The 25253-nt window shown below is 53.5% G+C and carries 19 protein-coding genes; 17 read left to right on the top strand and 2 right to left on the bottom strand.

The window, feature by feature from the left end:
• Positions 1-86: 86 nt before the first annotated feature.
• The 15 genes from hemE (at position 87) to KNP06_RS12085 (ending at position 17169) form a co-directional block, all read left to right on the top strand.
• Positions 87-1136: a uroporphyrinogen decarboxylase gene (hemE, locus tag KNP06_RS12155; RefSeq protein ID WP_214709926.1), complete on the top strand. Its 1050-nt coding sequence runs from the start codon at positions 87-89 to the stop codon at positions 1134-1136.
• Positions 1133-2062 (top strand): ferrochelatase, encoded by a 930-nt coding sequence (gene hemH / locus KNP06_RS12150; protein WP_214712549.1) that lies wholly within the window; start codon positions 1133-1135, stop codon positions 2060-2062. Before hemE ends, hemH begins: the two co-directional genes overlap by 4 nt.
• Positions 2055-3440, top strand: coding sequence for a protoporphyrinogen oxidase (gene hemG / locus KNP06_RS12145; RefSeq protein WP_214712547.1), 1386 nt, complete (start codon positions 2055-2057; stop codon positions 3438-3440). Before hemH ends, hemG begins: the two co-directional genes overlap by 8 nt.
• Positions 3441-3529: 89 nt before the next feature.
• Positions 3530-4417 carry a Cof-type HAD-IIB family hydrolase gene (locus tag KNP06_RS12140; RefSeq protein WP_251129747.1) on the top strand — a complete coding sequence of 296 codons (888 nt, stop codon included), beginning with the start codon at positions 3530-3532 and terminating at the stop codon, positions 4415-4417.
• A gap of 68 nt (positions 4418-4485) precedes the next feature.
• The gene (lplA, locus tag KNP06_RS12135) at positions 4486-5475 is read left to right on the top strand and encodes a lipoate--protein ligase (protein ID WP_214712542.1); all 990 of its coding nucleotides are present in this window, start codon (positions 4486-4488) and stop codon (positions 5473-5475) included.
• Between the two features lie 157 nt (positions 5476-5632).
• Positions 5633-6106 carry a PTS sugar transporter subunit IIA gene (locus KNP06_RS12130; RefSeq protein ID WP_214712538.1) on the top strand — a complete coding sequence of 158 codons (474 nt, stop codon included), beginning with the start codon at positions 5633-5635 and terminating at the stop codon, positions 6104-6106.
• A 103-nt stretch (positions 6107-6209) separates the two neighbouring features.
• Entirely contained in the window at positions 6210-7757 is a 1548-nt protein-coding gene (locus KNP06_RS12125; RefSeq protein ID WP_214712536.1) for a fatty acid--CoA ligase family protein, read from the top strand.
• Positions 7758-7852: 95 nt separating this feature from the next.
• Complete coding sequence (locus KNP06_RS12120) at positions 7853-8155, top strand: metal-sensitive transcriptional regulator (protein ID WP_034776552.1); 303 nt, start codon at positions 7853-7855, stop codon at positions 8153-8155.
• Between the two features lie 12 nt (positions 8156-8167).
• A complete protein-coding gene (locus tag KNP06_RS12115) occupies positions 8168-10279 on the top strand; it encodes a heavy metal translocating P-type ATPase (RefSeq protein ID WP_034776553.1) in 2112 nt (703 codons plus the stop codon).
• Positions 10276-10482, top strand: a complete 207-nt coding sequence (gene copZ, locus KNP06_RS12110) for a copper chaperone CopZ (protein WP_029595964.1) — start codon at positions 10276-10278, stop codon at positions 10480-10482. The genes KNP06_RS12115 and copZ overlap by 4 nt, the downstream gene beginning before the upstream one ends.
• Before the next feature lie 346 nt (positions 10483-10828).
• Entirely contained in the window at positions 10829-11491 is a 663-nt protein-coding gene (locus KNP06_RS12105) for a response regulator transcription factor (protein WP_034776554.1), read from the top strand.
• A complete protein-coding gene (locus KNP06_RS12100) occupies positions 11488-12861 on the top strand; it encodes a sensor histidine kinase (RefSeq protein ID WP_214712533.1) in 1374 nt (457 codons plus the stop codon). The genes KNP06_RS12105 and KNP06_RS12100 overlap by 4 nt, the downstream gene beginning before the upstream one ends.
• Positions 12862-12989: 128 nt before the next feature.
• Positions 12990-13439 (top strand): competence protein ComK, encoded by a 450-nt coding sequence (locus KNP06_RS12095; RefSeq protein ID WP_251129746.1) that lies wholly within the window; start codon positions 12990-12992, stop codon positions 13437-13439.
• A 108-nt stretch (positions 13440-13547) separates the two neighbouring features.
• Complete coding sequence (locus KNP06_RS12090) at positions 13548-16616, top strand: efflux RND transporter permease subunit (protein ID WP_214789226.1); 3069 nt, start codon at positions 13548-13550, stop codon at positions 16614-16616.
• Between the two features lie 136 nt (positions 16617-16752).
• Positions 16753-17169 (top strand): hypothetical protein, encoded by a 417-nt coding sequence (locus tag KNP06_RS12085; protein WP_034776560.1) that lies wholly within the window; start codon positions 16753-16755, stop codon positions 17167-17169.
• A 24-nt stretch (positions 17170-17193) separates the two neighbouring features.
• Here KNP06_RS12085 and KNP06_RS12080 read toward each other — a convergent pair whose 3' ends face one another.
• Both KNP06_RS12080 and KNP06_RS12075 read right to left on the bottom strand, forming a co-directional pair.
• Positions 17194-17550 (bottom strand): hypothetical protein, encoded by a 357-nt coding sequence (locus KNP06_RS12080; RefSeq protein WP_034776562.1) that lies wholly within the window; start codon positions 17548-17550, stop codon positions 17194-17196.
• Between the two features lie 55 nt (positions 17551-17605).
• On the bottom strand, positions 17606-17986 hold the full coding sequence (locus KNP06_RS12075) for a truncated hemoglobin (RefSeq protein WP_138859867.1): 381 nt from the start codon (positions 17984-17986) through the stop codon (positions 17606-17608).
• A gap of 158 nt (positions 17987-18144) precedes the next feature.
• Here KNP06_RS12075 and addB point away from each other — a divergent pair, with 158 nt between their 5' ends.
• A complete protein-coding gene (addB, locus tag KNP06_RS12070; RefSeq protein WP_214712528.1) occupies positions 18145-21585 on the top strand; it encodes a helicase-exonuclease AddAB subunit AddB in 3441 nt (1146 codons plus the stop codon).
• A complete protein-coding gene (gene addA / locus KNP06_RS12065) occupies positions 21569-25171 on the top strand; it encodes a helicase-exonuclease AddAB subunit AddA (protein WP_214712526.1) in 3603 nt (1200 codons plus the stop codon). The genes addB and addA overlap by 17 nt, the downstream gene beginning before the upstream one ends.
• Positions 25172-25253: the final 82 nt, after the last annotated feature.

The following is a 25253-nucleotide window of genomic DNA, read 5'->3' as shown; positions in this document are numbered from 1 at the left end:
CATTAGCATTATTCTAATTAATTTCTGTATAATGTTTTTGAGTTCACATACCTATAGAAGAGAGTGTAGGAGAATTATAGAGGGGAATGACGCGACGTATGAACGATACTATTTTGAAGGCGTTTAAAGGAGAGGCGACAGACTATGTGCCCGTCTGGTACATGCGCCAAGCCGGACGCTACCAACCAGAATATCGTGAGATCAAAAAAACGAGGACACTATTCGAAATCACGCATGATGCCGAATTGTGTGCCTACGTGACAGAGCTCCCGGTAAAACAACTAGGGGTCGACGCGGCCATTCTGTATAAAGATATTATGACGCCACTCCCGTCGATGGGCGTGGATGTGGAAATCAAGAGCGGCATCGGTCCGGTCATTGATAACCCGTACCGGACGATGGAAGACGTGGAACGCTTAAAACCGCTCAACACGGACGACATCTCGTACGTGTTCGAGACGATCCGTTTGCTTCGGGAACGTTTGGAAGTCCCGCTCATCGGATTCTCAGGCGCACCGTTCACGCTCGCGAGCTACATGATTGAAGGTGGTCCTTCGAAGAGCTACCACCGAACGAAAGCACTCATGTACGCCGAGCCGGACGTGTGGAACGCGCTCATGGAGAAACTGGGCGACATGGTCATCACATATGCGACGGCACAAGCAGAAGCCGGGATCCAGGCGTTCCAATTGTTCGACTCATGGGTTGGGACGCTCAGCCGTAAGGATTATGTCCGTTATATCAAACCGACGACAGAACGAATCTTCACCGAGTTGCGCAAGCTCGACATCCCGCTCATCATGCACGGTGTCGGAGCGAGCCATCTCGTCGAAGAGTGGCAAGACCAGCCGCTCGACGTCGTCGGACTCGACTGGCGCCTATCGATTCAAGAGGCGCGCGACCGCGGCATCACGAAAGCGGTCCAAGGTAACCTTGACCCGTCATTCTTGTTGGCCCCGTGGCCGGTCATCGAAGCGAAAGTGAAAGAAATCCTCGACGAGGGGATGAAACAACCTGGATACGTCTTCAACTTGGGACATGGGGTGTTCCCGGAAGTCGATCCGTCCGTTCTCGTCAAATTGACAGCATTTATCCATGACTACTCACGTGAAAAAATGGGAGGCAAATCATTATGAAAACCGTCGGATTACTCGTAATGGCTTATGGGACACCATACAAACCTGAAGATATCGAGCGTTACTACACACACATCCGCTATGGCCGTAAACCATCACCGGAAGCACTCCAAGACTTGACGGAGCGCTATGAGGCCATCGGTGGCGTGTCACCGCTCGCGAAAATCACCATCGACCAAGCGGAGACGCTCCGTGACATCTTGAACGAGCGTCACGCCGGTGAGATCGACTTCAAGCTCTACATCGGGCTCAAGCACATCGAACCGTTCGTAGAAGATGCGGTCGCGCAAATGGCGAACGACGGCATCAAAGAAGCGGTTTCGGTCGTATTGGCGCCGCACTACTCGTCATATAGCGTCAAGTCTTACAACGGGCGGGCGCATGAAGAAGCCGCGAAATACGGCATCGAGATCCGTTCGGTCGAATCGTGGTACGATGAGCCGAAATTCATCAACTGGTGGGCAGAAGCGATCAAAGCGACATTCGCGAACTTGCCAGTACCGGCCGAGAAGGCTTGCTTGATCGTCTCGGCGCACAGTCTGCCAGAGAAGATTTTGGCAGGCGGCGACCCGTATCCGGATCAATTGAAAGAAACGGCTGACAAAATCGCCCAAGCGGCGGGCGTACCGAACTATGAGGTCGGTTGGCAGTCAGAGGGCAACACGCCTGACCCATGGATCGGACCGGACGTCCAAGATTTGACGGCTGAACTTTATGAAAAGCATGGTTATGAGGCGTTCGTCTATACGCCGGTCGGATTCGTCGCGGATCATCTCGAGGTGCTCTTCGATAACGACGTGGAATGTAAAGTCGTTTGTGACCGCCTAGGCGTCCACTATGCACGTCCAAACATGCCAAACGCGGAGCATAGCTTCATTGAAGCCATCGCCGATCGAATGGAAAGCGTGATTGTACGTCATGCGTAATGTAACGATTGTCGGTGGTGGGATCACAGGTCTCACCGCCGCTTTTTATGCCGAGCGTTATTTGCCGGAAGACGTCACCATCAAGCTCGTCGAAGCGAGCGGGCGCTTAGGTGGAAAAATCGATACGTTCGAGACCGGGGAATTTGCGGTCGAACGAGGGCCGGATTCGTATGTGTTCCGGAAAACGGCGATGACCGACTTGATTCATGAGGTCGGGCTCGGCGATGAGATCGTCCGGAACGGCGTCGGCCAAGCGTACGTGCTCCATCATGACGGATTACATCCGATTCCGAAGCAGACGGTCATGGGCATTCCGCTCGACGTCGATGCGTTCAAGGATACGACACTCTTGTCCGAGGAAGAACACGCCACGCTTCGGAAGATGCTCTTATCGCCACCGGACGTCGAAACACCGGAAACGGACGTCTCGCTCGGTCTGTACTTGCGGGAGCGGGTCGGGGACCCGATCGTCGACCGGTTAATCGAACCGCTTCTTTCTGGGATTTACGCGGGAGACATCGATCAGATGAGCGCATTGTCGACGTTTCCTCAGTTCATCGAGGGTGAGAAGAAATACGGGAACTTGTATGAAGGGATGCGTCACTTGCGCCCCGAACAGCGAGTCGCGGAAGTCGGCGCCAAGAAAGTCGGACAGTTCGCTTCACTCAAACGGGGGTTGAAGTCGCTCACCGATCGTCTTGCCGAGCGGTTAGAGCGCACCGAGATCATCTTGAACTGTTCGGTCGAACAAGTCGAGGAGATTGAGGACGGCTATCGCCTGCTGACGAACCGGGGCGATATCGAGTCCGATTACCTCATCTTGACGGTCCCGCCCCGGCTCATCCGTCAGTTCTTACCAAAAGTCGAGAGCGATTTCTTAGCCGAAATGAAACCGCACGCGACGGCGACGTGTTCGCTCGTGTTCAAACAAGACGATATCGAGTTACCGTTCGTCGGGACAGGTTTCGTCACGAGCCAAGAGGCGGATGTGACAATCACCGCGTGCACGTTCATCGACCAAAAATGGCCGCACGCCGTGCCGGAAGGGTATCACGTCCTGCGCGTCTTTCTCGGTCGTCCGGGCGCCGATGAAATCGTCGATGCGTCCGACGAGGAAATTGTCGCGACGGCGTTACATGACCTCGGTGGCTTGATGACAATCAAAGCGGCGCCGATCGAGACGATTGTCAGCCGGCTCCGGGACGGGTTGCCGCCCTACGCCGTTTTCCATTCCGACCGGGTCCGCGCGCTGCGCGCCGAGATGGGTCGCGTCTATCCAGGCATCCTGCTCGCGGGCATTGCCTATGACGGTATCGGCATGCCGGATTGCATCAAGAGCGTCCATGAACAGATCAAGGCGCTCTCGGAAGAAGATTAAAGATTTATGAAGGGAGGTGTCGGATTATTCCGATGGCCTCTCTTTTTGTTATAGTTATAAGCGAAACAGAAAAAGAGGAGTGGATGTTGATGACAACGTATAAATTGTTCGTATCTGATATGGACGGCACGATCCTGCACAACCACACGAAAATCGCACCCGAGACGGCAGAAATCGTCCGTGCGGCAGAAGCGCAAGGGATTCGCTTTGCGATTGCGACGGGACGCAATTACTTCAATGCGAAAGAAATCCTCGATGAGGTCGGCCTCACGTGCCCGATTGTCTCTTCAAACGGCGGACGAGTGTTGACGGAAACCGGCGACGTGCTACATGAAATCGATTTGACGATGGAAGAAGCGCTCGAGGTCGTATCGGTGTTGCATCAAGACCATAAATACTCGGACGTCTTCTATGAGATGTACTCAGAGGCGGGACTCGTCGCGAGTCGACTCGACTTGATCGATGCGACGATGGAGAACTTGAAACAGAACGGAGACAATCGGTCGCTCGAGATGTATGAGTTTTTCCGCAAACGATATTACGTTAACGAGGACGTTCGTCTCGTCGAAGACATCGAGGACTTCATCAAGAATGAGGCCGGACGCGTCTATAAATTCATCGCTTTCTCGAGCCACTTTGAGAAGATGTCATCTCTATGGGCAGAAATCGATGAGCGCGTAGAAGGGGTATACGTCACGTCTTCAGGCAAAGATAACATCGAAGTCATGGCGAACGGGGCCGATAAAGGTCACGGCGTGAAAAAACTAGCCGAACATTTCGGTGTCGATTTGTCAGAAGTCGTCGTCATCGGGGACAACTTGAATGACGTCCCAATGTTTAAAGTCGCCGGCAAAGCCATCGCGATGGAAAATAGTCATGAAGATTTGATTGCTATCAGCCACCACGTCACAGAGCGTCATGACGAATATGGCGTCGCGAACGCATTGAAACGCGTCATGACAGGAGAATGGAAGTAAACAAGTTGTAGCGCCGGGCCGACGTCTCGTATAATACAACTAACGAACATCCTTAGGAGGAACTTACTGTGAAATTTATTTTCAACCCGGACATCCGGGACCCAAAACTCAACTTGGCGGTCGAGGAGTACATCCTCAAGCATTTGAACGTCGAGCATGAGGATTATTTCTTGTTCTATATTAACGGCCCGTCAATCATCATCGGTAAGAACCAAAACACGTCAGAAGAAGTCAACTTGAAGTATATCGAAGAGAACGGGATCGACGTCGTCCGTCGCCTCTCGGGCGGCGGGGCCGTCTATCACGACGAAGGGAACTTGAACTTCAGCTTCATCACAAAAGATGACGGCAACTCGTTCAATAACTATAAGAAGTTCACGCAACCGATCGTGGATGCCTTGAAACAGCTCGGCGTCGAGGCGGAGTTGACGGGACGTAACGATATCCAAGTCGGCGAACGCAAAATCAGCGGTAACGCCCAGTTCACGACGCGCGGCCGCATGTTCAGCCACGGGACGCTCATGTTCAACTCAAACATCGAGGAAGTCGTCAACTCGCTCAACGTCTCAGAAGAGAAGATGCGCTCGAAAGGAATCAAGTCGGTCCGGAGCCGTGTCGCCAACATCACCGAGTTTTTAGAAGAAGAGATGGCGATGGAGCACTTCGTCGAGGCACTCCTTCACTCAATCTATGACGGACAAGAGCCCGAGCGTTACGTGCTTCGCGATGAAGACTGGGAGATCGTTCAGGACATCTCGAAAGAACGCTACGCGAACTGGGATTGGAACTTTGGGAAATCGCCAACGTTTGATGTCGAGTCGAAACGTCGTTTCCCGATCGGCACGATTGATGTCCGCTTGAACGTCAACAAAGGGACGATCACGGAAGCAAAAATCTACGGAGACTTCTTTGGCGTCGGTGATATTCATGATGTCGAACAAGTACTCGTCGGGACGCGATTCGAACGCGGCGCGATTCGGGAACAATTGTCACAGCTTGACGTCAAACATTACTTTGGCAACGTCGAGCTCGAAGAACTCGTCGATCTCATTAGCTGAAGCGGGTTTGAGGGAAGAAGGGGCTCTGAACAGGGTCCCTTCTTTTTGGCGTTTTCGTGACATCTTGTGTGGACCGTTGCGCGTCGTTTCGACGAGGCGTATCATAATCAATGCAAGCGCTTTCGTAAATTGGGTTCAACCAATAGGAGGAAACAATATGTACCGATTTATCACAGAGTGGATGGACGCGAATTGGATGTGGGTGACGGAGCAACCGACGTTTAACCTCGCTGTCCGCGCGATCGGTCTTGAGTTAGAAGGAAGAGGGATTGTCGATGAGTCATTCGCGCGCGTCGTCATCGAACAAGAGCGGACGATCCCGTCTGGCGTGACAGATGTCGCCGTACCGGTCGCTGTCGTCGATGTACCGCTCCACGTTTCGAAACAAGATGGAATCACGTTGTTACATCTTAATCACCCGTTTGCGATGCAGACGATTGCTGCTGAAACCATTCGGGCCGAGGCGATCTTTTTCATCACGGCAACAACCGAAGCGAAGAAGTCGGCGCTCCACAAATTGATGGACGATTTGCTCATGGATGACGAGACACTGCAGGCGCTCGTCCACGTACAGAGCAGGACCGGTTTGTATCATTTGAAGACGATGGACTTGAAAGCGTTTTCTTATTGAGCCGTTTCATGTACAATGAAGATAACTGAAAAAGAGCGCGGATGCCGTGCTCTTTTTTACGGCTCAAAAGTGAATAGTCATTCATTTTCAAAGGGGGATTACCATGGCAAACTTAGTCACGGCACTACAGGGCGTTGTGGCCGCGCATCCGAATAAGGCGGCCTACGTGTTTGGGGAAGACACGGTCAGCTACGGACAGTTTTTCGGCCAGGTCGAGGCGATGGCGGCGACACTTGAGCAAAAAGGGATTGGACAAGGCGACCACGTCGCACTCGTCCTCGGCAATAGCCCGGCATTCTTGATTTCCTATTTTGCGGTGCTCGCACGAGGTGGGGTCGTCATTCCGATCAACCCTACATACACGCCAGATGAGATGGCCTATATTTTAGTCGATGGGGATGTGAAGGCAATCGTCGCCTTGTCACCGCTCGTCGCGCAAGCAGAAGCCGCGCTCACGAAGTTACCGCAACTCCGCCTCGTCATCTCGGTCCCGTACGCGGACGTACCGGCGTTGAAACGGGACGGGGACATCGAGTTCTTGCCGTTCGAGGAGGCGTTCGCGACGACGAAAGGGGAACTCGTCACGGTCGATGAGGAAGACGTCGCCGTCATCCTCTATACGAGTGGGACGACCGGGAAACCGAAGGGAGCGTTGTTGACGCATCTCAACTTGTTCTCGAACGCCCATTCGATCGGCGAATATTTGGAGATCACGCCGGAAGATAAAGCGCTCGCGGCGCTGCCGATGTTCCACGTCTTCTGTCTGACCGTCATCGTCAATGCCCCACTCCTTCGCGGGGCGACGATTGTCATCTTGCCGAAATTCTCGCCGCAAGACGTGTTCGACCTCATCCCGAGACACCGCGTCAGCATTTTCGCCGGGGTGCCGACGATGTACAACTTCTTGTTACAGACGGCGATGAAAGTCCCGGCCTACGCCTCGGCACTCAAGCACGTCCGCGTCTTCGTTTCCGGTGGGGCGAGTCTGCCGGTACAGTTGCTCGAATCGTTCGAGCAAAAGTTCGAGTGTAAGATCCTTGAAGGGTATGGCCTCTCGGAAGCGTCACCGGTCACCTGTTTCAACCCGCTCCATGGGGAGCGGAAGGCAGGTTCGATTGGTCCGTCGATCGTCCACGTCGAGAACAAAGTCGTCGACGAGCTCGGGGAAGAGGTCGGGATCGACGAGGTCGGTGAACTGATCGTCCGTGGGCCGAACGTGATGAAAGGGTATTACAAACTCCCAGAAGAGACATCGATGACACTTCGCGACGGGTGGCTCTATACAGGCGACTTGGCGAAACGAGACAAGGACGGTTACTTTTATATCGTCGATCGGAAGAAGGATATGGTCATCGTCGGTGGCTATAACGTCTATCCGCGCGAAGTCGAAGAAGTGTTGTATCAGCATCCGGGGATCGTCGAGGCGGCCGTCATCGGGGTGCCAGACGCAGAACAAGGGGAAGCGGTCAAAGCGTTCATCGTCACTCGTGACGAGCAGGTGACGCTAGACGAGATCCGAGCGTTCGCGGCGACGAAACTGGCGAAGTATAAACAGCCGACACAGATTGAAATCATTGATGAACTGCCTCGGAACACGACCGGGAAAATTTTACGGACCGTCTTGAAGAGCGAGGCGTTCCAACGCAATTGATTAGGGGGAAGAGCGACAAATCAGTCGCTCTTTTTTTGATTAAATGATTTGACACCATTACGGGGTAGGGGTATACTGAAGGTGAGGTGATAACCATGGAAGAATTCATGCATGACGAACCGATCGTTCCGCGCGAAGACGCGGAGCGTGAAGCGCTCAGCAAACGGCTGCGCCGGATTGAAGGACAAGTACGAGGGATTCAAAAGATGGTCGAGAGCGACCGTTATTGTGTCGATATTTTGACTCAGACGTCAGCCATTCAAGCTGCGCTCAAACAAGTCGAGATGCAACTGCTCGAACGCCACATGCGCAAATGTCTAGTCCATGCCAGCGAAACGGAAGACATGGACCCATACATTGACGAATTGATGACAATCGTCAGCCGCATCAAAAAGTAAGGAGGTGGACCGATGAAAACCGTCGAACTGTCGATTCAAGGGATGACATGCGCCGCATGTTCGGCCCGAATCGAAAAAGTGTTGAATAAAATGGACGGCGTCGAAGCGACCGTTAACTTGCCGCTTGAAACGGCGACGATTCGCGTCGAGGAAGGTATCACTGAAGAAGAGTTGATTGCCCGAATCGAGAAGATCGGCTACGGCGCAGAACGGAAAGCGGAATTGACCCCGAAACACGACCTCCGCCCGCTCGAACGAAAAGTGCTCATCTCGGCGCTATTGTCAGCACCGCTTCTGCTCGTCATGATTACGCACATCCCGGGTGTGACGTTCCATGCCGATTGGCTCATGAATCCGTGGTGGCAATTCGCGCTCGCCACACCGGTTCAGTTCTGGATCGGGGCCCAGTTTTATAAAGGGGCGTATAAGAGTCTGAAGAGCGGCGCGGCCAACATGGATGTGCTCGTGGCGACAGGGACATCGGCGGCTTACTTTTATTCCGTCTTCGAGATGCTCGTGCATCCGATGCATCCGTCGCTCTATTTTGAGACGAGTGCCGTTTTGATAACGCTCGTATTGCTCGGGAAATGGTTAGAGGCCCGAGCGAAAGAAAAAACGACGGACGCGCTCAAGTCACTTTTATCGTTACAGGCGAAAGAAGCGATTTTACTTGTTGACGGTGTGGAACGGCCAGTCGCGATCGACTTGGTCAAAGCCGGTGACGTCATCGTCGTCCGCCCTGGCGAAAAAGTGCCGGTCGATGGAAAAATCGTCGAAGGTGAGACGGTCATCGATGAGTCGATGTTGACCGGGGAATCAATCCCATCTGAGAAAAGTGTCGGCGCCGATGTTGTCGGCGGAACGATTAACCGCTCGCACCGGGTCTTGATGGTCGCCGAACGTGTTGGCAGCGAGACGATGCTCGCGCAAATTGTTCGTGTTGTTGAACAGGCGCAGACGGACAAAGCCCCGATTCAACGGCAAGCGGACCGGATTTCCGGTGTGTTCGTTCCAATCGTCGTCGCCATCAGTGCCTTGACGTTCGCCGTATGGACGCTTGGCTTCAATGATTTGGACATGGCGATCCGGGCCTCGATTGCCGTTCTCGTTATCGCTTGTCCGTGTGCGCTCGGTCTCGCGACACCGACATCGATCATGGTCGGGACGGGCCGTGCCGCCGAACGTGGTGTCTTGTTCAAAGGTGGCGGTCAGCTCGAATCGTTGAATGGTGTCGATATCGTCGTCTTCGATAAGACGGGGACGCTCACGAAAGGTACGCCGGAAGTCGTGGCGACGTTCGGAGAGACGTCGTTCTTGAAACAAGCCGTCATGGCCGAACGTCAGTCGACGCACCCGCTCGCCGAGGCAATCGGTCGGGGCGAAGGGGACGGTCAGGTCGAACGCGTTGAAGAGTTGGCCGGTCGAGGATTGAAAGCGGTCGTAGATGGGAAACCTCTTCTTATCGGCTCGGTCCGTATGATGCAAGAAGCCGGATTTGCATTACCGGAGTGGGACATGCAGGCGATGACGCCGGTCTATGTGGCCGACGAGTCTGGGGTCGTTGCGGCGTTCGGTCTGCAAGATCGGTTGAAAGACCAAAGCCGTGCCGTCGTCCAACAACTTGCCAAGACGAGACAAGTCTACGTCTTGACCGGTGATCGGAAAGAAGTCGCATTCGACGTCGCCCGTCAACTCGGGATTCCGGAAACGAATGTCATCGCCGAGGTATTGCCCGTCGAGAAGGCGGATCATGTCGAGGCGCTGAAACGCCAGGGCCGTGTGGCCATGGTCGGGGACGGGATGAATGACGCGCCGGCGCTTGCTGTCGCTGACGTCGGCATCGCCTTCGGAAGCGGGACGGATATCGCCCTTGAGGCGGCCGATGTCACCGTGATGGGGCAAGATATCGATGGGGTGAACCGTGCCATCGAGATGAGTGCGTTGACGATGCGTAACATTCGTCAAAATTTGTTCTGGGCGCTTGCCTATAACAGTCTCGGTATCCCGGTCGCAGCGGCCGGGTTGCTCGCTCCATGGATTGCCGGGGCGGCCATGGCGTTCAGTTCGGTCTCGGTCGTCTTGAACGCGTTACGATTGAAAACACAAGGAGGAACATCCAAATGAATGAAACGACATTAAAAGTAGAAGGTATGACATGTAATCACTGCAAGGCGGCGGTCGAAGGCGCCTTGACAGAACTTGAAGGCGTCGAGTCAGCGATCGTCTCGTTACAGGACCATCGGGTCGATGTCATCCACAACGATAAAATTTCAGTGAAAACGATGATTGAAGCCATCGAAGAACAGGGTTACGACGTCAACGCATAATCGAGAGCTCCCGCCTAGCATGGCGGGAGTTTTTTTTGTCATGTTCATGCTAAGAAAAGTATGCTATATTATAGGTGATAATGAGAATCGCTATCAGTAGGAAGGTGGAACATGATGGAACTCATGATGATCAGCGGTGTACTGGCCCTCCTTAGTGGCGGCACGGTATTCCTCGCACAACAGATGCGCACTCGGCCGACGCGGTAAGGAAGGGGGAACCCTTCTTTTTTTGTGAGCTTGTTTGCGTGTCGTGAACACATTGAGCGCGGAGGAAACGGCTGCATTCCCATCATTCATCCACAATTGTTTGATATGATAAACAAAAAACGTTGCAGAGGTGACTGGAATGTACACAATCTATTTAGTCGATGATGAAATCAATTTAAATAAGATGCTCGTCACGTATTTAGAGCAAGAAGGGTATCAGGTCCGTTCGTTCACCGACGGGACCTCGGCCCAGGCCGCAATTAAAGACGAACCAGACTTATGGGTGCTCGATATCATGCTCCCGGACCTCGATGGGTTCCAATTACTGAAACAAATCAAAGCGAAAAACGCGTTCACGCCGACGATTTTCATTTCGGCGCGAGATGAGGATATCGATAAAATTATCGGACTCGAGATGGGGTCGGACGATTACATCGCGAAACCGTTCTTGCCACGGGAACTGGTCATCCGCGTCAAAAAATTGATCGACCGTGTCTACGGTTCGAAATCGAATGAGCATATCGAATATGGAGAATATACGATTTATCCTGAGAAACGTCTCATCAAGCATGAACAAGATGAAATCGATTTGACATCAAAAGAGTTCGACTTGTTGCTGCTCTTCCTCGAACATCCGGGGTCGGCCTTATCACGCGAACAGATTTTAGAAGGGGTATGGGGCCATGACTATTTCGGCTCGGACCGCGTCGTCGATGACTTGGTACGCCGTCTCCGGAAGAAACTGCATCGCCTTGAGCTCGAAACGCTCTATGGCGTCGGTTACCGACTCGTTAAGCCATGAAGCTCGATCGTCTCCAGCCGAAACGGCTCATGTGGAAGATTTGGGTATTGATCCTTCTGATCATCGTGACGCTCGCCTTGATGATTTTGTTGACGATTCGTTCCTCGATCACGCAGTTTATCGATGAACAAGTGTACGAGACGTTGCAAGATGTGGATTATTACCTGGGGAATACGAATGAGCTAGAAAACATTCCGCAAAATCCGATTGAGTATGACCGTCGCCAACAAGAATCCCGATCGGTCAACCAGCTCATCTTTTTGCCGAATGGACGCATCATTTATGGTTCGGCCCCGCTTGAATTGACGAACCGGATGTATCAAGAGGCGCTCACACAGACGAGCGAGGTCGCCAAATACCAGACGACGATTGATGGAGAGGACGTCTACTATATCATCCGGCAGAACGAGTATGATGGGGCTCTGATCTACCAAGCTTCCTACGCCTGGGACGCTTACCGGCGTGAACTTGTCTCGACGCTCTACTGGCGCATCTCGATTTTAATCGGCGTCATCAGCCTGTTGTCGTTAATCCCGGCTTTATGGATGTCGCGAGAGTTGACGAAACCGATCGTCGAGATGGAGCGGGCGGTCGAGAAAATCTCGAACCGACAATGGGAGACGGTGCTCCCGCTCGCTCGTCAAGATGAGCTCGGGCAGTTGGCCCGCTCGATTGACGCGATGCGGCAAGAGTTGCAAGAGCAAGACGCGGCCCAACAGGCGCTGCTCCAAAACATCTCGCACGACTTGAAGACACCGATCATGGTCATCCGCGGCTACGCCCAATCCATCGGGGACGGGATTTATCCGACCGGGGATTTGAAAGGGTCGGCCGAAGTCATCGACGAAGAGGCGTCCCGACTCGAGAAGAAAGTCGTCGATTTGTTATATGTCACGAAGCTCGAATACTTCAAAGGCCAAGAGATGCGGCTTGAACCGATCAATCTCGATAAGTTGATGGAACTGCTCGTCAGCCGATTCAAATTGCGCGGCAACTTGGACTGGTCGGTGACAGGACATGCCGGCGAGATGCTCGGGGACGGAGAACAAATCCGTGTCGCCTTCGAGAACGTGCTCGATAATGCCTTGCGCTATGCCGAGTCGACGATTCGAATCGAACTGACACGCTCCGAGGCGGGTGTCGACATCACCATTGAGAATGACGGTCCCCCGGTCGACGCGAACCTCGACTTGTTTCATCAGTTTTCGCGAGGGAAACAAGGGAAGTTCGGTCTTGGCCTGTTCATCGTTCAACGAATCGTGACACTTCATGAGGGGACGGTCGCCTTGGGAAATACAAAAGACGGAGTACGTGTACATTTTCAATTTCCCCAATCGAAATTGTTACAGAATAAGAAATTAGATCACTGAAATTAAAAAACCAGCCGATAATCGGTTGGTTTTTTTAGTGGGAAATATATGAGCGAGATTTGTTTAAGTCTTCATTTCTTGGTATGAATGACATGTAAGTCACTATATCCATGATGGAGGCAAATCAGATGACTCAGTTGACGAATGAAACAAGAGCTTTGATTCCAGTTTTCAATGAGTATGGGGAGGCGGAGACGCTCGTCTATCAATCCCACGGTGTATCGCGAATGAAGGGATCGCCCCTGTATTTACTCGAATCGGCCTGTCTGTATTACGGTTCAAGCATTCAAGGACGGATCGAGGCGGCTCGTAACGTACTCGGCCCGCACCGGAAGACACCTGTCATCATGGATTGGCATGCAGATGCGATCTTTTTCCCGACGATTGCAAAAGAAAGTCCGGACTGTGCCTGGATCAATTTTTCTCAAGTCCTCGATGCTAAGAAGAGTGGTAAAGGAAGTCGGATTATCTTTCATTCGGGTGAATCGGTCGAGGTCCCGGTCTCGAATCATACCGTCTATAAGCAAAAGCAACGGTCCATCGAGTTATCGTATTCGTTTCAAAAACGCTTTCACTGAAGCACATTCAACTGTGTTTAAAGATTGAAATGAATGGTGAACCCCTCTATGATAAAGAAGAATAGTTCATATGTGTATTTGCACATTATCTGAAAGTGAGGGGTCAACATGTTTTTTCAAAAAATGATTGAGCGAGGAAAACTGGTCATCGTGTTTTTGCTCGTCGCAGTCGTCGTCGGAGTGCTCACGTTCTTCCAACTTCCGAAACGTGAAATTCCAGAGACGAGTGTCAATATCATCTTGATTCAAACGCCATATCCGGGCGCGACCGCAGAGACGGTCGAACGGAACGTTACGAATATTTTGGAGACTGAATTGAGAGGACTCGATGGTATCGAGAATGTGTCATCATTATCCGCATCCGAGTTCTCGAATATCACCGTCGAGTATGAAGACGGCTTCGATCGAAGTGAGCTGCAGTCGAATGTACGCCAAGCGATCTCAGACGCTGCGCCTCGCTTGCCAGAAAATGCGCTGGCCCCGACCGTCAATGACTCGATCGGGCAGTTGCCGGTCGCTTCTTACTTGTTGACGGCAGATGATCGCCAAACACTCCAGACAGTGCGTGAAGATATCGAGCGGTTGGAGGAACGTCTGTTGCGGACAGATGGGGTTACCGGTGTGACGATCAAAGGACTACCGGAAACGGAATTCGTCGTCTCGCTCGACTCGGCGGAACTCGGGGAGCGTCAACTTGCTTTTCCGGACGTCTTGACGGCGATCAATGAAGAATATAAGACGACCCCGCTCGGTCGCCAGTCGACTGAAGATGGGATTTACCAATTGGCGATCGATAGTTTGACGAACGTCAATGACATGGGCCGAGTCGTCGTCGGCTCAGTGGATGGGACGCCTGTCCTCCTTGAAGACGTCGGCACGGTCGAAGAGACGGAGAAAGCGGTCACGGACCTCGTTTCACTCGACGGACAACCTGCCGTTTCCTTGACGGTCACGATTGAATCGGGTCAAGATATCCCGACTCTTCAAGAACGCGTCGACGAAGTCGTTGCGGATGAAGTCGGGGACGTGAATGGTGTCGAACTTGTTCCATATTACGAGCAGGCCAAAGCGGTCGATGATATTTTCTCATCCCTCACTCGTGAATTCATCATTGCCATGATTGCGGTCATCGTCGTCACGACGATCGGGCTCACGTTCTCAGGCTCGCTGATTGTCAGCTTAGCGATTCCATTGTCGTTCTTGCTCGCGTTGATTCCACTTCGTTTCACCGGAGTCGACTTGAACCAAATCTCAATCATCGGGGCTATCATTGCGCTCGGGATCCTCGTCGATGACGCCATCGTCGTCAATGACAATATCCTCCGCCGTTACCGAAAAGGTGACACGGCGATGGGCGGTGCCGTACGCGGGACGAAAGAAGTGTGGGGCTCGATCGTCACATCGACGCTCGCCGTCGTCTTCGCCTTCTTGCCATTGACACTCCTCTCGGGAGCGAACGGGAACTTTATCCGTGCCTTGCCGACCGTTTTGGCCTTGTCGGTGCTCGCTTCGATGCTCATCAGTTTGACGCTCGTGCCGATCGCCCAGTACTGGTTGAATCGGAAGCAAGTGAAAGTATCGAAACGCGAGCCGGGTTGGTTAGGTGGGCCACTGAACCGGCTCAGTAATTTCTATGCAGATACGTTATTACCCAAAGTCGCGAAGCGTCCATGGACGTTCGGTCTCGTCGGTTTCGTCATCACGACCGCATTGTACGGTTTGATCTTGTTGACGCCGTTCGAATTCTTCCCGGCTGCGAACCGGCCAGAAGTCGTGACGAGTGTCACCTTGCCGGTCCAAACCGACCTTGAGGAGACAGAACAGAGACTTCGAGCGATCGAGGAAGAGTTCCAAAGTATTGATGGTGTCGTCGAGACATCTGTCTTTGCGGGTGGCGGCCTACCGAGCCTCTTCACGGGAGGGCTCGATCAGACCGGTGAAAACACGGGTCAAATCGTCGTTCGTGTCGACAATGAGACGATTGACGCGATTCAATTGATCGACGAATATACGACACAAATCCGGGAAAACAACCCGGATGCTGAAATCTTCTTGGATACGCAGCAACAAGGGCCGCCGACTTCGGCACCAGTCGAGTTCACGATGCGCGGTGAAACGATTGAGCAACTCGTCACGGCCCGGGATACCGTGAAAGCGGACCTTGAAGCCATCGACGGTGCACTCGTGCTCGACAACATTAAAGAGCCGTTCCAGACGCTCACGTATGAACTTGATCGTGACGCGATGGCGGCCGCTGGTGTGACCGCGAAATCAATCAGTGACCAGATTCGCCTCGTCACGGACGGCATCCCGATCGGCACGTTTGATGATGGAGTCGAACAACGCGATGTGAAAATCGTCGTCGATGCGGAAGCGAACCGTGAGGCGCTCGCCTTAGACGACATCCTCGTCCCGGTTCAGACGGAGACGGGTCCTCCGGTCGCACCGCTCAGTACGTTCGTCACTGAGACGACGACAGAACAGATTCAACAGATTCCGCGTGAGAACGGGGAACGGATTGTGACGCTCCAAATTTATGCGAGCGAAGGCATGGACGAAGAGGCGTTCAAACAAGACGTCGACCGCGTGCTTGCTGACGCCGAGGCGTCATTGACCGATGAAGGAATCGCGTTCGACCAATCCGGCGCGAGCGACACACAAAACGAGTTCTTCCTTGAACTTGCTACGTTGTTCGTCGTCGTCTTGTTCTTGATCTTCTTGATCATCGCGTTCCAGTTCAATTCACTGTCACTTCCGCTCCTCGTCTTGTTCACGATTTACTTGGCGATTGCGGGTGCTGTGGTCGGACTGTTCGTCACCCAGACACCATTTAGTTTCATGGCCTCGATGGGGATCGTCTCACTAGCCGGGATCGTCGTTCGGAACGCAGTCGTCTTGTTCGAGTTCATCGAGCAAGGAATTCGCGACGGCATGGCCGTCACGACCGCCGTCTATGAGGCGGGACGCGCCCGGATTCGTCCGATTCTGTTGACGGCGTTGACCGCTGTCGTGGCACTCTTGCCGGTCGCGCTTGGAGAAGACCCACTGTTCCGACCGCTTGCTATCGGAATCGTGTCAGGAATTCTCTTCTCGACCGTATTGACGCTCGTGCTCGTTCCAGCTTACTACTTGATTTTGGCGAAACGTCGCCATCGAGATAAGCCGTTCACGGAGTAATGTGGCAAACAGAGGGTGGTCCGAACCGGGCCATCCTCTGTTTTTGTGAACGAACGTTCACAACAACTCATGTTTTCCCCAGATGTTGTATGGGTATAATAAGAAAAGGTACTTCAGTATATTGGAGGGAATAGACATGAATGATTCGTACACATGGATCAATCGGCGCAAGATGCGCCCTGCTTATAGCGCGACAGGGGGTCGCTCGTGGACGAGTGAACGGATAGTCCGACCCGATGCGGCTCGTGGGCGCACCGTGCGTGGCGTCAAACGTGTCCGTCGCCCGTACACCGATGAACACGGTGTTCGTCGTTATACGACGGGACGTGTCGTCATTACCGATGCGGCTCGTCAGGCGCGTGCGCACGGTCACGGCGAGTCGGCGGTTCAACTCGAGCTGTCGGTGCCGACACCGTATGAACGGGTGAAAGAGATGATTCCGACGAAAAAAGTGCTCGTGCCGGTCATGGCCGGGATTGCTGTCGCCGGAGGACTTGCGGGTGCGATTTACGCGCTTCGTAAGAAAAAACAAAATAAAAACAAGCACAAATAAAAAAATCGCCCGCGGGCGATTTTTTTATTTGAGGCGATCTGCGAGAATCCGTTCGAGCTGTTGCTCGCCGAGTTCACGCATCTCTGCTTCGTTCTCTTGGTCATACGACTCGTCTGTGAAACGGCCGACGAATTCGACTTTCCCGTTCCCGAGTTCACGGAACACGAGGTTTTTGCGATCGTTATAGAAGACGACGCGGTACTCTCGTCCATTCTCATGTGGATAGTTGAACACGCCTTTAATATGGTCCATGTTCTTTTCTTCGGGTTGGTCTTCTTCCTCTTCATCCTCTGCGAGGGCGTCGGCGAGGACTGCCGTCGGTTCTACTTCTTCCGTTTCTTCTTCAGAGGAAACGGCCTCTTTTTTTTCTTCTTCTGTCATGAAAAACGACCTCCTTTACTTACTTTCTTATCATACCCGCTTTTCGAAAGGCTGACTACTCAAAATGGTGGGAGCAGACGCGGACGACGTTCGAGGATGACATGATCAAACGATGGAACAGTTGTTGCTTGACCGATTCGGGGGCATCGACTGTTTTGAGCGCTTGCTCCATGCAGCCGAGCCAGTGGCCGGCGTGCGTTTCCGAGATCGGGTGGTCGCGATGGATCATCGCCAAGTTGCCGCCACCGCGACGTTCCGTATACAGTTTCGGTCCCCCGAGCAGTTGTGTTAAAAACTCAAACTGATGCGCTTTGACCCGGTCTTTGTCGTCCGGGAACAACGGCAATAAGATCGGATCGGCGTAGACGAGGTCGTAAAAAGCGTCCACGAGTTGCTGAACGCCACGTTCGCCTCCAAATTGTTCATATGCACTCATCTTCTTTCCCCCTCATACGTTCAGTCTAATCGATTTTTGCGGAAAAGGGGACTGAAGCGGGCTGGCCAATTTTCTTCCTGGGCTGTTGAAGGATTTCCCTCTACAAACGAGGTCGAATGGGTCATAATAAAGAAAAAAGGGAAGGGGTGTTCGCCTTAATGACGGTCACTTTTCATGTCGGGCGTTCCGGGAGCGGAAAAAGCGAATGGATGATTAAACGAGTCATTGAAGAGCTGAAGCGTGACCCGAGCGGACCGACCATCTATATGCTCGTCCCAGACCAAATGTCGTTTGAGATGGAACGGAAGATGGCGATGATGGACGGCTTGAACGGGTCGACCCGGATTCAAGTCTTATCGATGCGTCGACTCGCCTTTTTGATGATGCGCGACCGTGGCGTCGCGACCGAACAGTTTTTAGATCAGACAGGGACGCACTTGCTGTTGCGCCGTGTCGTTGAGATGAACGAGGAACGATTGACGTTGTTCCGCCGGACGATGAACCAGTTCGGATTTTACGAGGAACTGAACCAGTTGATCACGCTCCTCAAGCGCGGCCTCGTCGATCCCGAGCAGTTGCTCCGCTTAAGCGAGCAAGACCAACATCGGTCCCTCAAACTTCAAGATTTGTCGATTCTTTATAAGGGCTTCTTGACGATGACGGAAGGGAAGTCACTCCACGCCGAAGACTATTTCAACGTGTTGCTACAACTGTTGCCGGACATCGATTTGACCGGGACGCAGTTTTACGTCGATGGGTTCAATGAATTTTCGGAACAAGAGCTGGCCGTGCTCGTCGCTTTAGCGGAGAAGGCGCCGCTCGACGTGTTGTTGACGATTGACCCGGATTCGCTCTATCGGCCTCATCCGTCGTTCGGACCGACGCAACGGACACTCATGCGTTTCAAAGAGCTGTTGGCCGAGCGCGGTCTCTCGTCAAACGACCACCCTCATACAGGATCTCCGCGCTTCCAACATCCGAGCCTGGCCTATCTCGAGGCGACGTTCGGGCAAGTGACGGCAGCCCCATACACGCGTCCTGATTCGAACGTGGTGTTGAACGCGGCCGTCGACCGGTCGGTAGAAGTCGAGGCGGCCGTCCGTGAGGTCGTTCGGCTCGTCCGCGAGGAAGGATTCCGCTATCGCGATATCGCTTTCGTGTCACGCTCGCTTGAGGAGTACGGCGACTTGGCGACACAAGCGCTCCAAAAAATGCAGTTGCCGTTCTTCCTCGATGAGCGCCAACCGATGCTCGATCATCCCGTCGTCGAATTATTGAAGGCGACGATTGAGGTCGCGATCCGCGGCTACCGGGAAGAACCGGTGTTTCGGGCGCTCAAAACCGAACTGATTTTGCTTGATGCGGAGCATCGACGCACGTCGGTCGACCGACTCGAGGCGTTCGTCATCGAGCGAGGGATCAAACACTATCACTGGCACGAGGATTGGTATTTGCGACGCCGAGCCGAAGAAGAGGCGCGGCTGACCGGGGAAGAACTTGACTTGGAGACGGCACTCAATCGTTACCGCCAAACCGTCGTTGACACGTTCGACCCGCTGTTGGCCGATTTAAAAGCGGCGAAGACGATGCAAGCTTACACGCACGCCATCTATGCCTTTTTAGAACGGGTTGATGTGGCGTCTTGTCTCGCCTATTGGCGCGAGGATGCGCTCGAGGAATCAAGATTGCTCGAAGCGAGAGAACATACCCAAGTGTGGGATGCCGTGTTGCACTTGCTCGAGCAGTTGGAAGCGGCGGCGCCAGATGAGACGCTCTCGACCGAACTGTTCCTGCAGATGATGGATACCGGGCTTGACAGTTTGCGTTACGCGCTCGTCCCGCCATCTCTGGACCAATTGACGGTCACTGATTACGTCCGGGGCCGCTTGATTGATAAAAAGGTCGTCTTCTTACTCGGGGCAAACGAAGATCAAATCCCGCTCGTAGCGACCCAGTCGAAACTGTTGACCGACCAGGACCTTGATTTCATGCATGACAACGGCGTTCGGGCCGGGAAAGCGACCGAGCATTTATTTGATGACGAGACGTACTATTTATACAAGGCGCTCACGGCACCGAGCCATCGTGTGTTCGTCAGCTATGCCCTCGTCGACCGGGCCGGCAAGGCGATTCAACCGGCGAGTTTTATCGCTGACCTGAAAGCCCGCCTCAGTGGCGGAAAAGTCGTGACGACCCATTTCGCGGAAGCCGGGGAACATCGCCCGAGCGACCAGCTGTCTTTTATCACGAACGTGAATCAGACGGCAGCGGTGACAGCGCTCGAACTGCAACGACTCAGCCGGCATTATCCGATTCAAGATACGTGGTTCACGGTGTACAACGAACTGTTGAAACATCCGGAAGGCCGCGAACGGATTCGCTTATTGACGAGTGCACTCTTCTATCAAAACGTGCCACAACCGTTGCCGGAAGATGTCGCCAAGTCACTTTATACAAACTCGATTCGAGCGAGCGTCTCGCGGCTCGAGACGTTCCAAGCTTGTCCGTTCCGTCACTTTGCGAGCTATGGGCTCCGTTTGAAAGAACGTCGCCTGTATCGGTTAGAAGCGCCGGATATCGGAAACTTGTACCATCGCACGATCGAGCATATGTCCCAGACCGTGAAAATGGACGGGAAAGAATGGCGGGATGTGAGCCGCGACGAGTGTTCGTCACTCGCCGAGGCGGCCGTCGAACTCGTCACGCCAGAAATTCAAAATGCGATTTTGATGAGTTCGAACCGATATGGCTATTTGAAGAAGAAATTGACCGATGTCGTCAGCAAGACGGCGGAAGTGTTGATCGAGCAATCGAAACGGGACGGATTCGACCCCGTCGCTTTCGAACTCGCCTTCGGCAGCGGCAATTTCCCGCCCGTGTCGTTCACGCTCAGTAACGGGGCGACGTGTGAACTTGTCGGTCGCATCGACCGCGTCGATACGGCCTCGGTCCATGATCAGCTCTACGTCCGGATCGTCGACTATAAGTCGAGCAAACGAGAAATCGACTTCGCCGAAATCTATTACGGGCTCGCCATGCAGATGCTCATCTATTTGAAAGTACTGATCGAGCAGGCGAACGCGTGGACACAAGAGAATGTCGCGCCGGCAGCGGCGCTTTATTTCCACGTCCACCGGCCGCTCGTCGCACCGGCCGAGACGGACACGGACACCGAGCGGAAGGTGCTCGAATCGTATCAGATGCAAGGATTGCTCGTCGACGATCCTGCCATTTTAGAGGCGATGGACCGGACAGCGAAACTCGATCAGAAAAAATCAATCGTCATCCCGGTCAAGTACAAGAAAGATGGGACGATCGATGCGAATACGACGAAAAAAGTCGTCTCCCCGCCACAGCTCGAGCAATTGATGGACCATGCCCTTAATTTGGCGGAGGCGAGCGCCGAGGCGATGTACGATGGCGAAATCGGAGTCGAGCCATATGAATATAAAGAACGACGGCCCTGCCAGACGTGCCCGTTCCAAAGTGTCTGTCACTTTGATGAGGCGCTGTCCAACGAGCCACGGCAATTGAAGAAATTAGAAAAAGATGACGTCTTGTCAAGATTAGGAGGTGACGTCGATGAAGTGGACGAATGATCAACAAGCGGCCATTGATGCCAGAGGGTCGCACGTGCTCGTCTCGGCGGCAGCCGGTTCCGGGAAGACGGCCGTCCTCGTGGAACGGCTCGCGAGCCGTCTCTTGGATGAGACGGACGAATTGACGGCGGACCGCATGCTCGTGGTCACATTCACGAATGCGGCGGCGGCCGAGATGAAACGTCGAATCGCCAAAGCACTCGACGGGGCACTCCGTGATGATCCCGAGAACGCATATATTCGAAAACAACGCCAAATGCTCAACCGGGCACTCATCACGACGATTCACTCGTTCTGTCTCGAAGTGATTCGGGAGAATTATTATTTGCTCGACCTCGACCCGGCGTTCAAAATCGCCGAGGAACGGGACTTGGTGCTTTTGCAGGACGATGTGCTCGAAGATGTGCTCGAGGAGGCGTACGGTCAACAAGACCAAGCTTTCTTCGCTTTGATTGACGCTTATACGTCGGACCGGGGCGACAGTGAGATCGAGGAATTGATTCTCGGTCTCTATCACTATGCACGGACGCTACCAGACCCGGAAGCGTACTTGGACGAACTTGTATCGTTGTATCAGTTCGATGGGGATCCTGACGAGGAACAACTGTTGATTGAATTCGGGCGCCTGCTTTGGGTAGACATCGAAAAAGCATTGCGTCAGCTCCGTCGCGTCGCCATCGAACTTCGCCTCGCCGGTTATGAGGCGCAATCCGAGAACGTGCAACAGGCGATTTTACCATTTGCGAATCTCGATCCGGACTCGTTCAAGTGGAGCGAGCTCGAGACGGCTTCCCGCGCCGTCAAGTTCGGGACGATGAAATCCGTTCAAAAGAAAGAAGAACATCACGTCTATCACACGGTATTGAAGCCGGCGTACGATCAGGCGAAAAAGAAGTTAAGTGAAGCCATCGCCCAAGCGAGCACGAGTGGGGCCGATTATTTGGACGTGTTGATGACACAACGTCCGCTCGTCGAGACGCTCGTCAAGACCGTGCGGACGTTCGGTGCCGCTTACGAGCAGGCGAAGCGGGATCGTGCTTTTGTCGACTTCAGCGACCTCGAGCATTATGCGCTCGCCATTTTACGAGACGAGGGAGGACCATCTTCGGTCGCTTCGCTTTACAAACAACGCTTCGCCGAAGTATTGATCGATGAGTATCAGGACACGAACGAGATTCAAGAGACAATCATCGGGCTTGTCAGCAATGAAGTCGAGCATGTCGGAAATCTGTTCATGGTCGGTGATATCAAGCAGTCGATTTATCGGTTCCGCCATGCCGAACCACGCTTGTTCATCGAGAAGGCGACGCGCTTCAAACAGCATGGGTCGGGACAACGGATCGACTTGTCCCAAAACTTCAGAAGCCGAGCCGAGGTACTTCACGGCATTAATGACTTGTTCGTCCGGTTGATGGACGAGGAAGTGAGCGAAATCGAATACGATGAGGCGGCACGTCTCGTCCCGGGGCGTGACTATGAGGCGCTCGAGGCGAGTCCTGAACTCATTCTCGTCAACGGGGAGAGCCGCGACTTGTCGAAACAAGAACTCGAAGGCCGGGCCATCGCGACCCGGATTTTAGAACTCGTCTCGGGCGAGGAACCGTTCAAAGTGACCGATGAAGCGACAGGTTTGCTCCGGTCGTGTGAATATCGTGACATTGTCATCTTGGTCCGTTCAAAGAAAGAGCGGGTCGAACAGTTGATGGATATTTTGACACAGTACAACATTCCGGCCTACACCGATTCGGACGGGGGATACTTCCAAGCGACGGAAATTCGGATGATGCTCGCAGTGTTGAAACTGATCGACAACCCGCTCCAAGACATCCCGCTCGCCGGGGCGCTTCGCTCGCCGATGTTCGGGTTCAGCGACCAAGAGTTGGCGAAAATCCGCCTTGAGTCGGAAGAGTCGTTTTTTGAGGCGCTCAAAGCGAAAGCGGATGATGAGGACGATCTCGGTCTGAAGTGTGGCGATGTCCTCGACGCGTTATCAGCGTGGCGCACGTTCGCTCGCAACCACAGCTTGTCAGAATTGATTCAACAAGTGTTCAACGACACAGGATTTTATGATTTTGCCGGCGGACTGCCGGGCGGGAAAGGGCGCCAAGAAAACTTGAAGGCGCTCTATGACCGGGCGTTGTCGTATGAGCGGAGTGGTTACCGCGGCTTGTATCGTTTCCTCCGCGTGATGGATCGGCTTCAGGATAACGGCGAGGACTTGTCCGAGGCGCGTTCACTCGGTGAAGAAGAAAACGTCGTCCGGATCATGACTGTCCATAAGTCGAAAGGACTGGAATTCCCGGTCACAATCGTCGCTCAGCTAGGGAAGCTGTTCAACAAGCGCGATCAAATGCAGCGCGTCATCTTCCATAAACGTTACGGAATCTCCCTCGACGCGATTGACGTCGTCACGCGCACGAAAACGGAGACGTTCGTCAAAGAGATGATTCGCCGCGAGCTCGATGCGACGATGAAAGCCGAAGAGATGCGCGTCTTGTATGTCGCGCTCACGCGCGCGAAAGAAAAACTGATTTTGGTCGGGACGGTCAAAGAGCCTGGGAAACAGATCGGGCAATGGTTGCACGTCGAGCAAACCGGGACGACTTTATCGGCCGATGCACGCCGTGAGGCGAAGACGTATCTCGATTGGGTCGCTCCGGCGCTCCTAAAACTTGAAGGAGCGGCCCCGTTTTTAGAAGAGCAAGGGTTGCCGATGATCGCACCCCAATCGGAATCGACCCCGTGGACGTACCGTATCATCGGCGAAGAGGACTTGGCGAAAGTCGCCACGCTCCAAGAGATGATGGCGCAGCTCCATCACGTCAAACAGTTCGAAGCGATCGACTTTCCGGTCAAAGACGAGGCGAACGTCACAGATTTTGTCCGCCGGGCGTTCACCTATAAATATCCGGCTCAAGCCGCGACCGAGACGGCTGCCAAGCAAACGGTCACGGAGCTGAAACGCGCGCTCCAACTTGAGCAGGCGGCGTTTGAAGAGACGTACCGGGCGAGTGACACCCCGTACCGAGAGCCGAAGTGGAAACAATCGAAACAGACGGGAGCCGAGCGGGGTACGACGTTACACCTTGTCTTTCAATTGATCAACCCGTCTGAACCGCTCGCCTTACAAATCGATCGCTGGGAAGCCGACGGCATGCTCAGCCCGGTCGAGGCCGAGACGGCACGGCTCGCGCGTCCTGAAATCGAGGCGTTCTTCGCTTCGGAAACCGGGTGTGCGTTAACGGCAGCGCTTCAAGTCGGACGAGGTTGGCGCGAGCTGCCGTTCACGTACACGGTTCCGGCCGAGCGGGTCAACCCGAGCGGGGCGTTCACTGACGAACACGTGCTGATCCAAGGGATTATCGATTGTCTGTTCTATGATGGGGAGACATATGTGCTCCTCGACTATAAATCGGATTCCGTGCTCTTCTCGAGCGACTCTCGTGAAGCGGCCAAACAACTGTTGCGCGACCGCTATCACGTCCAATTATCGCTCTATCGGGAGGCCATCGAGGCGATTTGGGGAATCACAGTCGGTCGGATGCTCATTTATTCCCTCGATTTACAGGAAATTGTTGCCTTGTAGTCTAGACGTTCCGACGAAAAAGGGGTACAGATTAATACACCGTACATCTTTTTTTTTGTGATTATGAACTGAATCCGTTAAA

Origin of the sequence: Exiguobacterium sp. s21, from assembly GCF_018617975.1 — a bacterium.
GTDB lineage: Bacteria > Bacillota > Bacilli > Exiguobacteriales > Exiguobacteriaceae > Exiguobacterium > Exiguobacterium mexicanum_A.
Note: the sequence above shows the minus strand (reverse complement) of the source record. Positions and strands in the feature narration are given on the sequence as shown.

Excerpts from the sequence above, each read along its gene's own strand:
- KNP06_RS12100 (WP_214712533.1), top strand. The coding sequence starts at position 11,488 with ATGAAGCTCGATCGTCTCCAGCCGAAACGGCTCATGTGGAAGATTTGG.
- addB (WP_214712528.1), top strand. The coding sequence starts at position 18,145 with ATGACGGTCACTTTTCATGTCGGGCGTTCCGGGAGCGGAAAAAGCGAA.
- hemH (WP_214712549.1), top strand. The coding sequence starts at position 1,133 with ATGAAAACCGTCGGATTACTCGTAATGGCTTATGGGACACCATACAAA.
- KNP06_RS12125 (WP_214712536.1), top strand. The coding sequence starts at position 6,210 with ATGGCAAACTTAGTCACGGCACTACAGGGCGTTGTGGCCGCGCATCCG.
- KNP06_RS12085 (WP_034776560.1), top strand. The coding sequence starts at position 16,753 with ATGAATGATTCGTACACATGGATCAATCGGCGCAAGATGCGCCCTGCT.
- KNP06_RS12080 (WP_034776562.1), bottom strand. The coding sequence starts at position 17,550 with ATGACAGAAGAAGAAAAAAAAGAGGCCGTTTCCTCTGAAGAAGAAACG.
- KNP06_RS12105 (WP_034776554.1), top strand. The coding sequence starts at position 10,829 with ATGTACACAATCTATTTAGTCGATGATGAAATCAATTTAAATAAGATG.
- KNP06_RS12075 (WP_138859867.1), bottom strand. The coding sequence starts at position 17,986 with ATGAGTGCATATGAACAATTTGGAGGCGAACGTGGCGTTCAGCAACTC.
- KNP06_RS12115 (WP_034776553.1), top strand. The coding sequence starts at position 8,168 with ATGAAAACCGTCGAACTGTCGATTCAAGGGATGACATGCGCCGCATGT.
- KNP06_RS12090 (WP_214789226.1), top strand. The coding sequence starts at position 13,548 with ATGTTTTTTCAAAAAATGATTGAGCGAGGAAAACTGGTCATCGTGTTT.
- hemE (WP_214709926.1), top strand. The coding sequence starts at position 87 with ATGACGCGACGTATGAACGATACTATTTTGAAGGCGTTTAAAGGAGAG.
- copZ (WP_029595964.1), top strand. The coding sequence starts at position 10,276 with ATGAATGAAACGACATTAAAAGTAGAAGGTATGACATGTAATCACTGC.
- addA (WP_214712526.1), top strand. The coding sequence starts at position 21,569 with ATGAAGTGGACGAATGATCAACAAGCGGCCATTGATGCCAGAGGGTCG.
- hemG (WP_214712547.1), top strand. The coding sequence starts at position 2,055 with ATGCGTAATGTAACGATTGTCGGTGGTGGGATCACAGGTCTCACCGCC.
- KNP06_RS12140 (WP_251129747.1), top strand. The coding sequence starts at position 3,530 with ATGACAACGTATAAATTGTTCGTATCTGATATGGACGGCACGATCCTG.
- KNP06_RS12120 (WP_034776552.1), top strand. The coding sequence starts at position 7,853 with ATGGAAGAATTCATGCATGACGAACCGATCGTTCCGCGCGAAGACGCG.
- KNP06_RS12130 (WP_214712538.1), top strand. The coding sequence starts at position 5,633 with ATGTACCGATTTATCACAGAGTGGATGGACGCGAATTGGATGTGGGTG.
- KNP06_RS12095 (WP_251129746.1), top strand. The coding sequence starts at position 12,990 with ATGACTCAGTTGACGAATGAAACAAGAGCTTTGATTCCAGTTTTCAAT.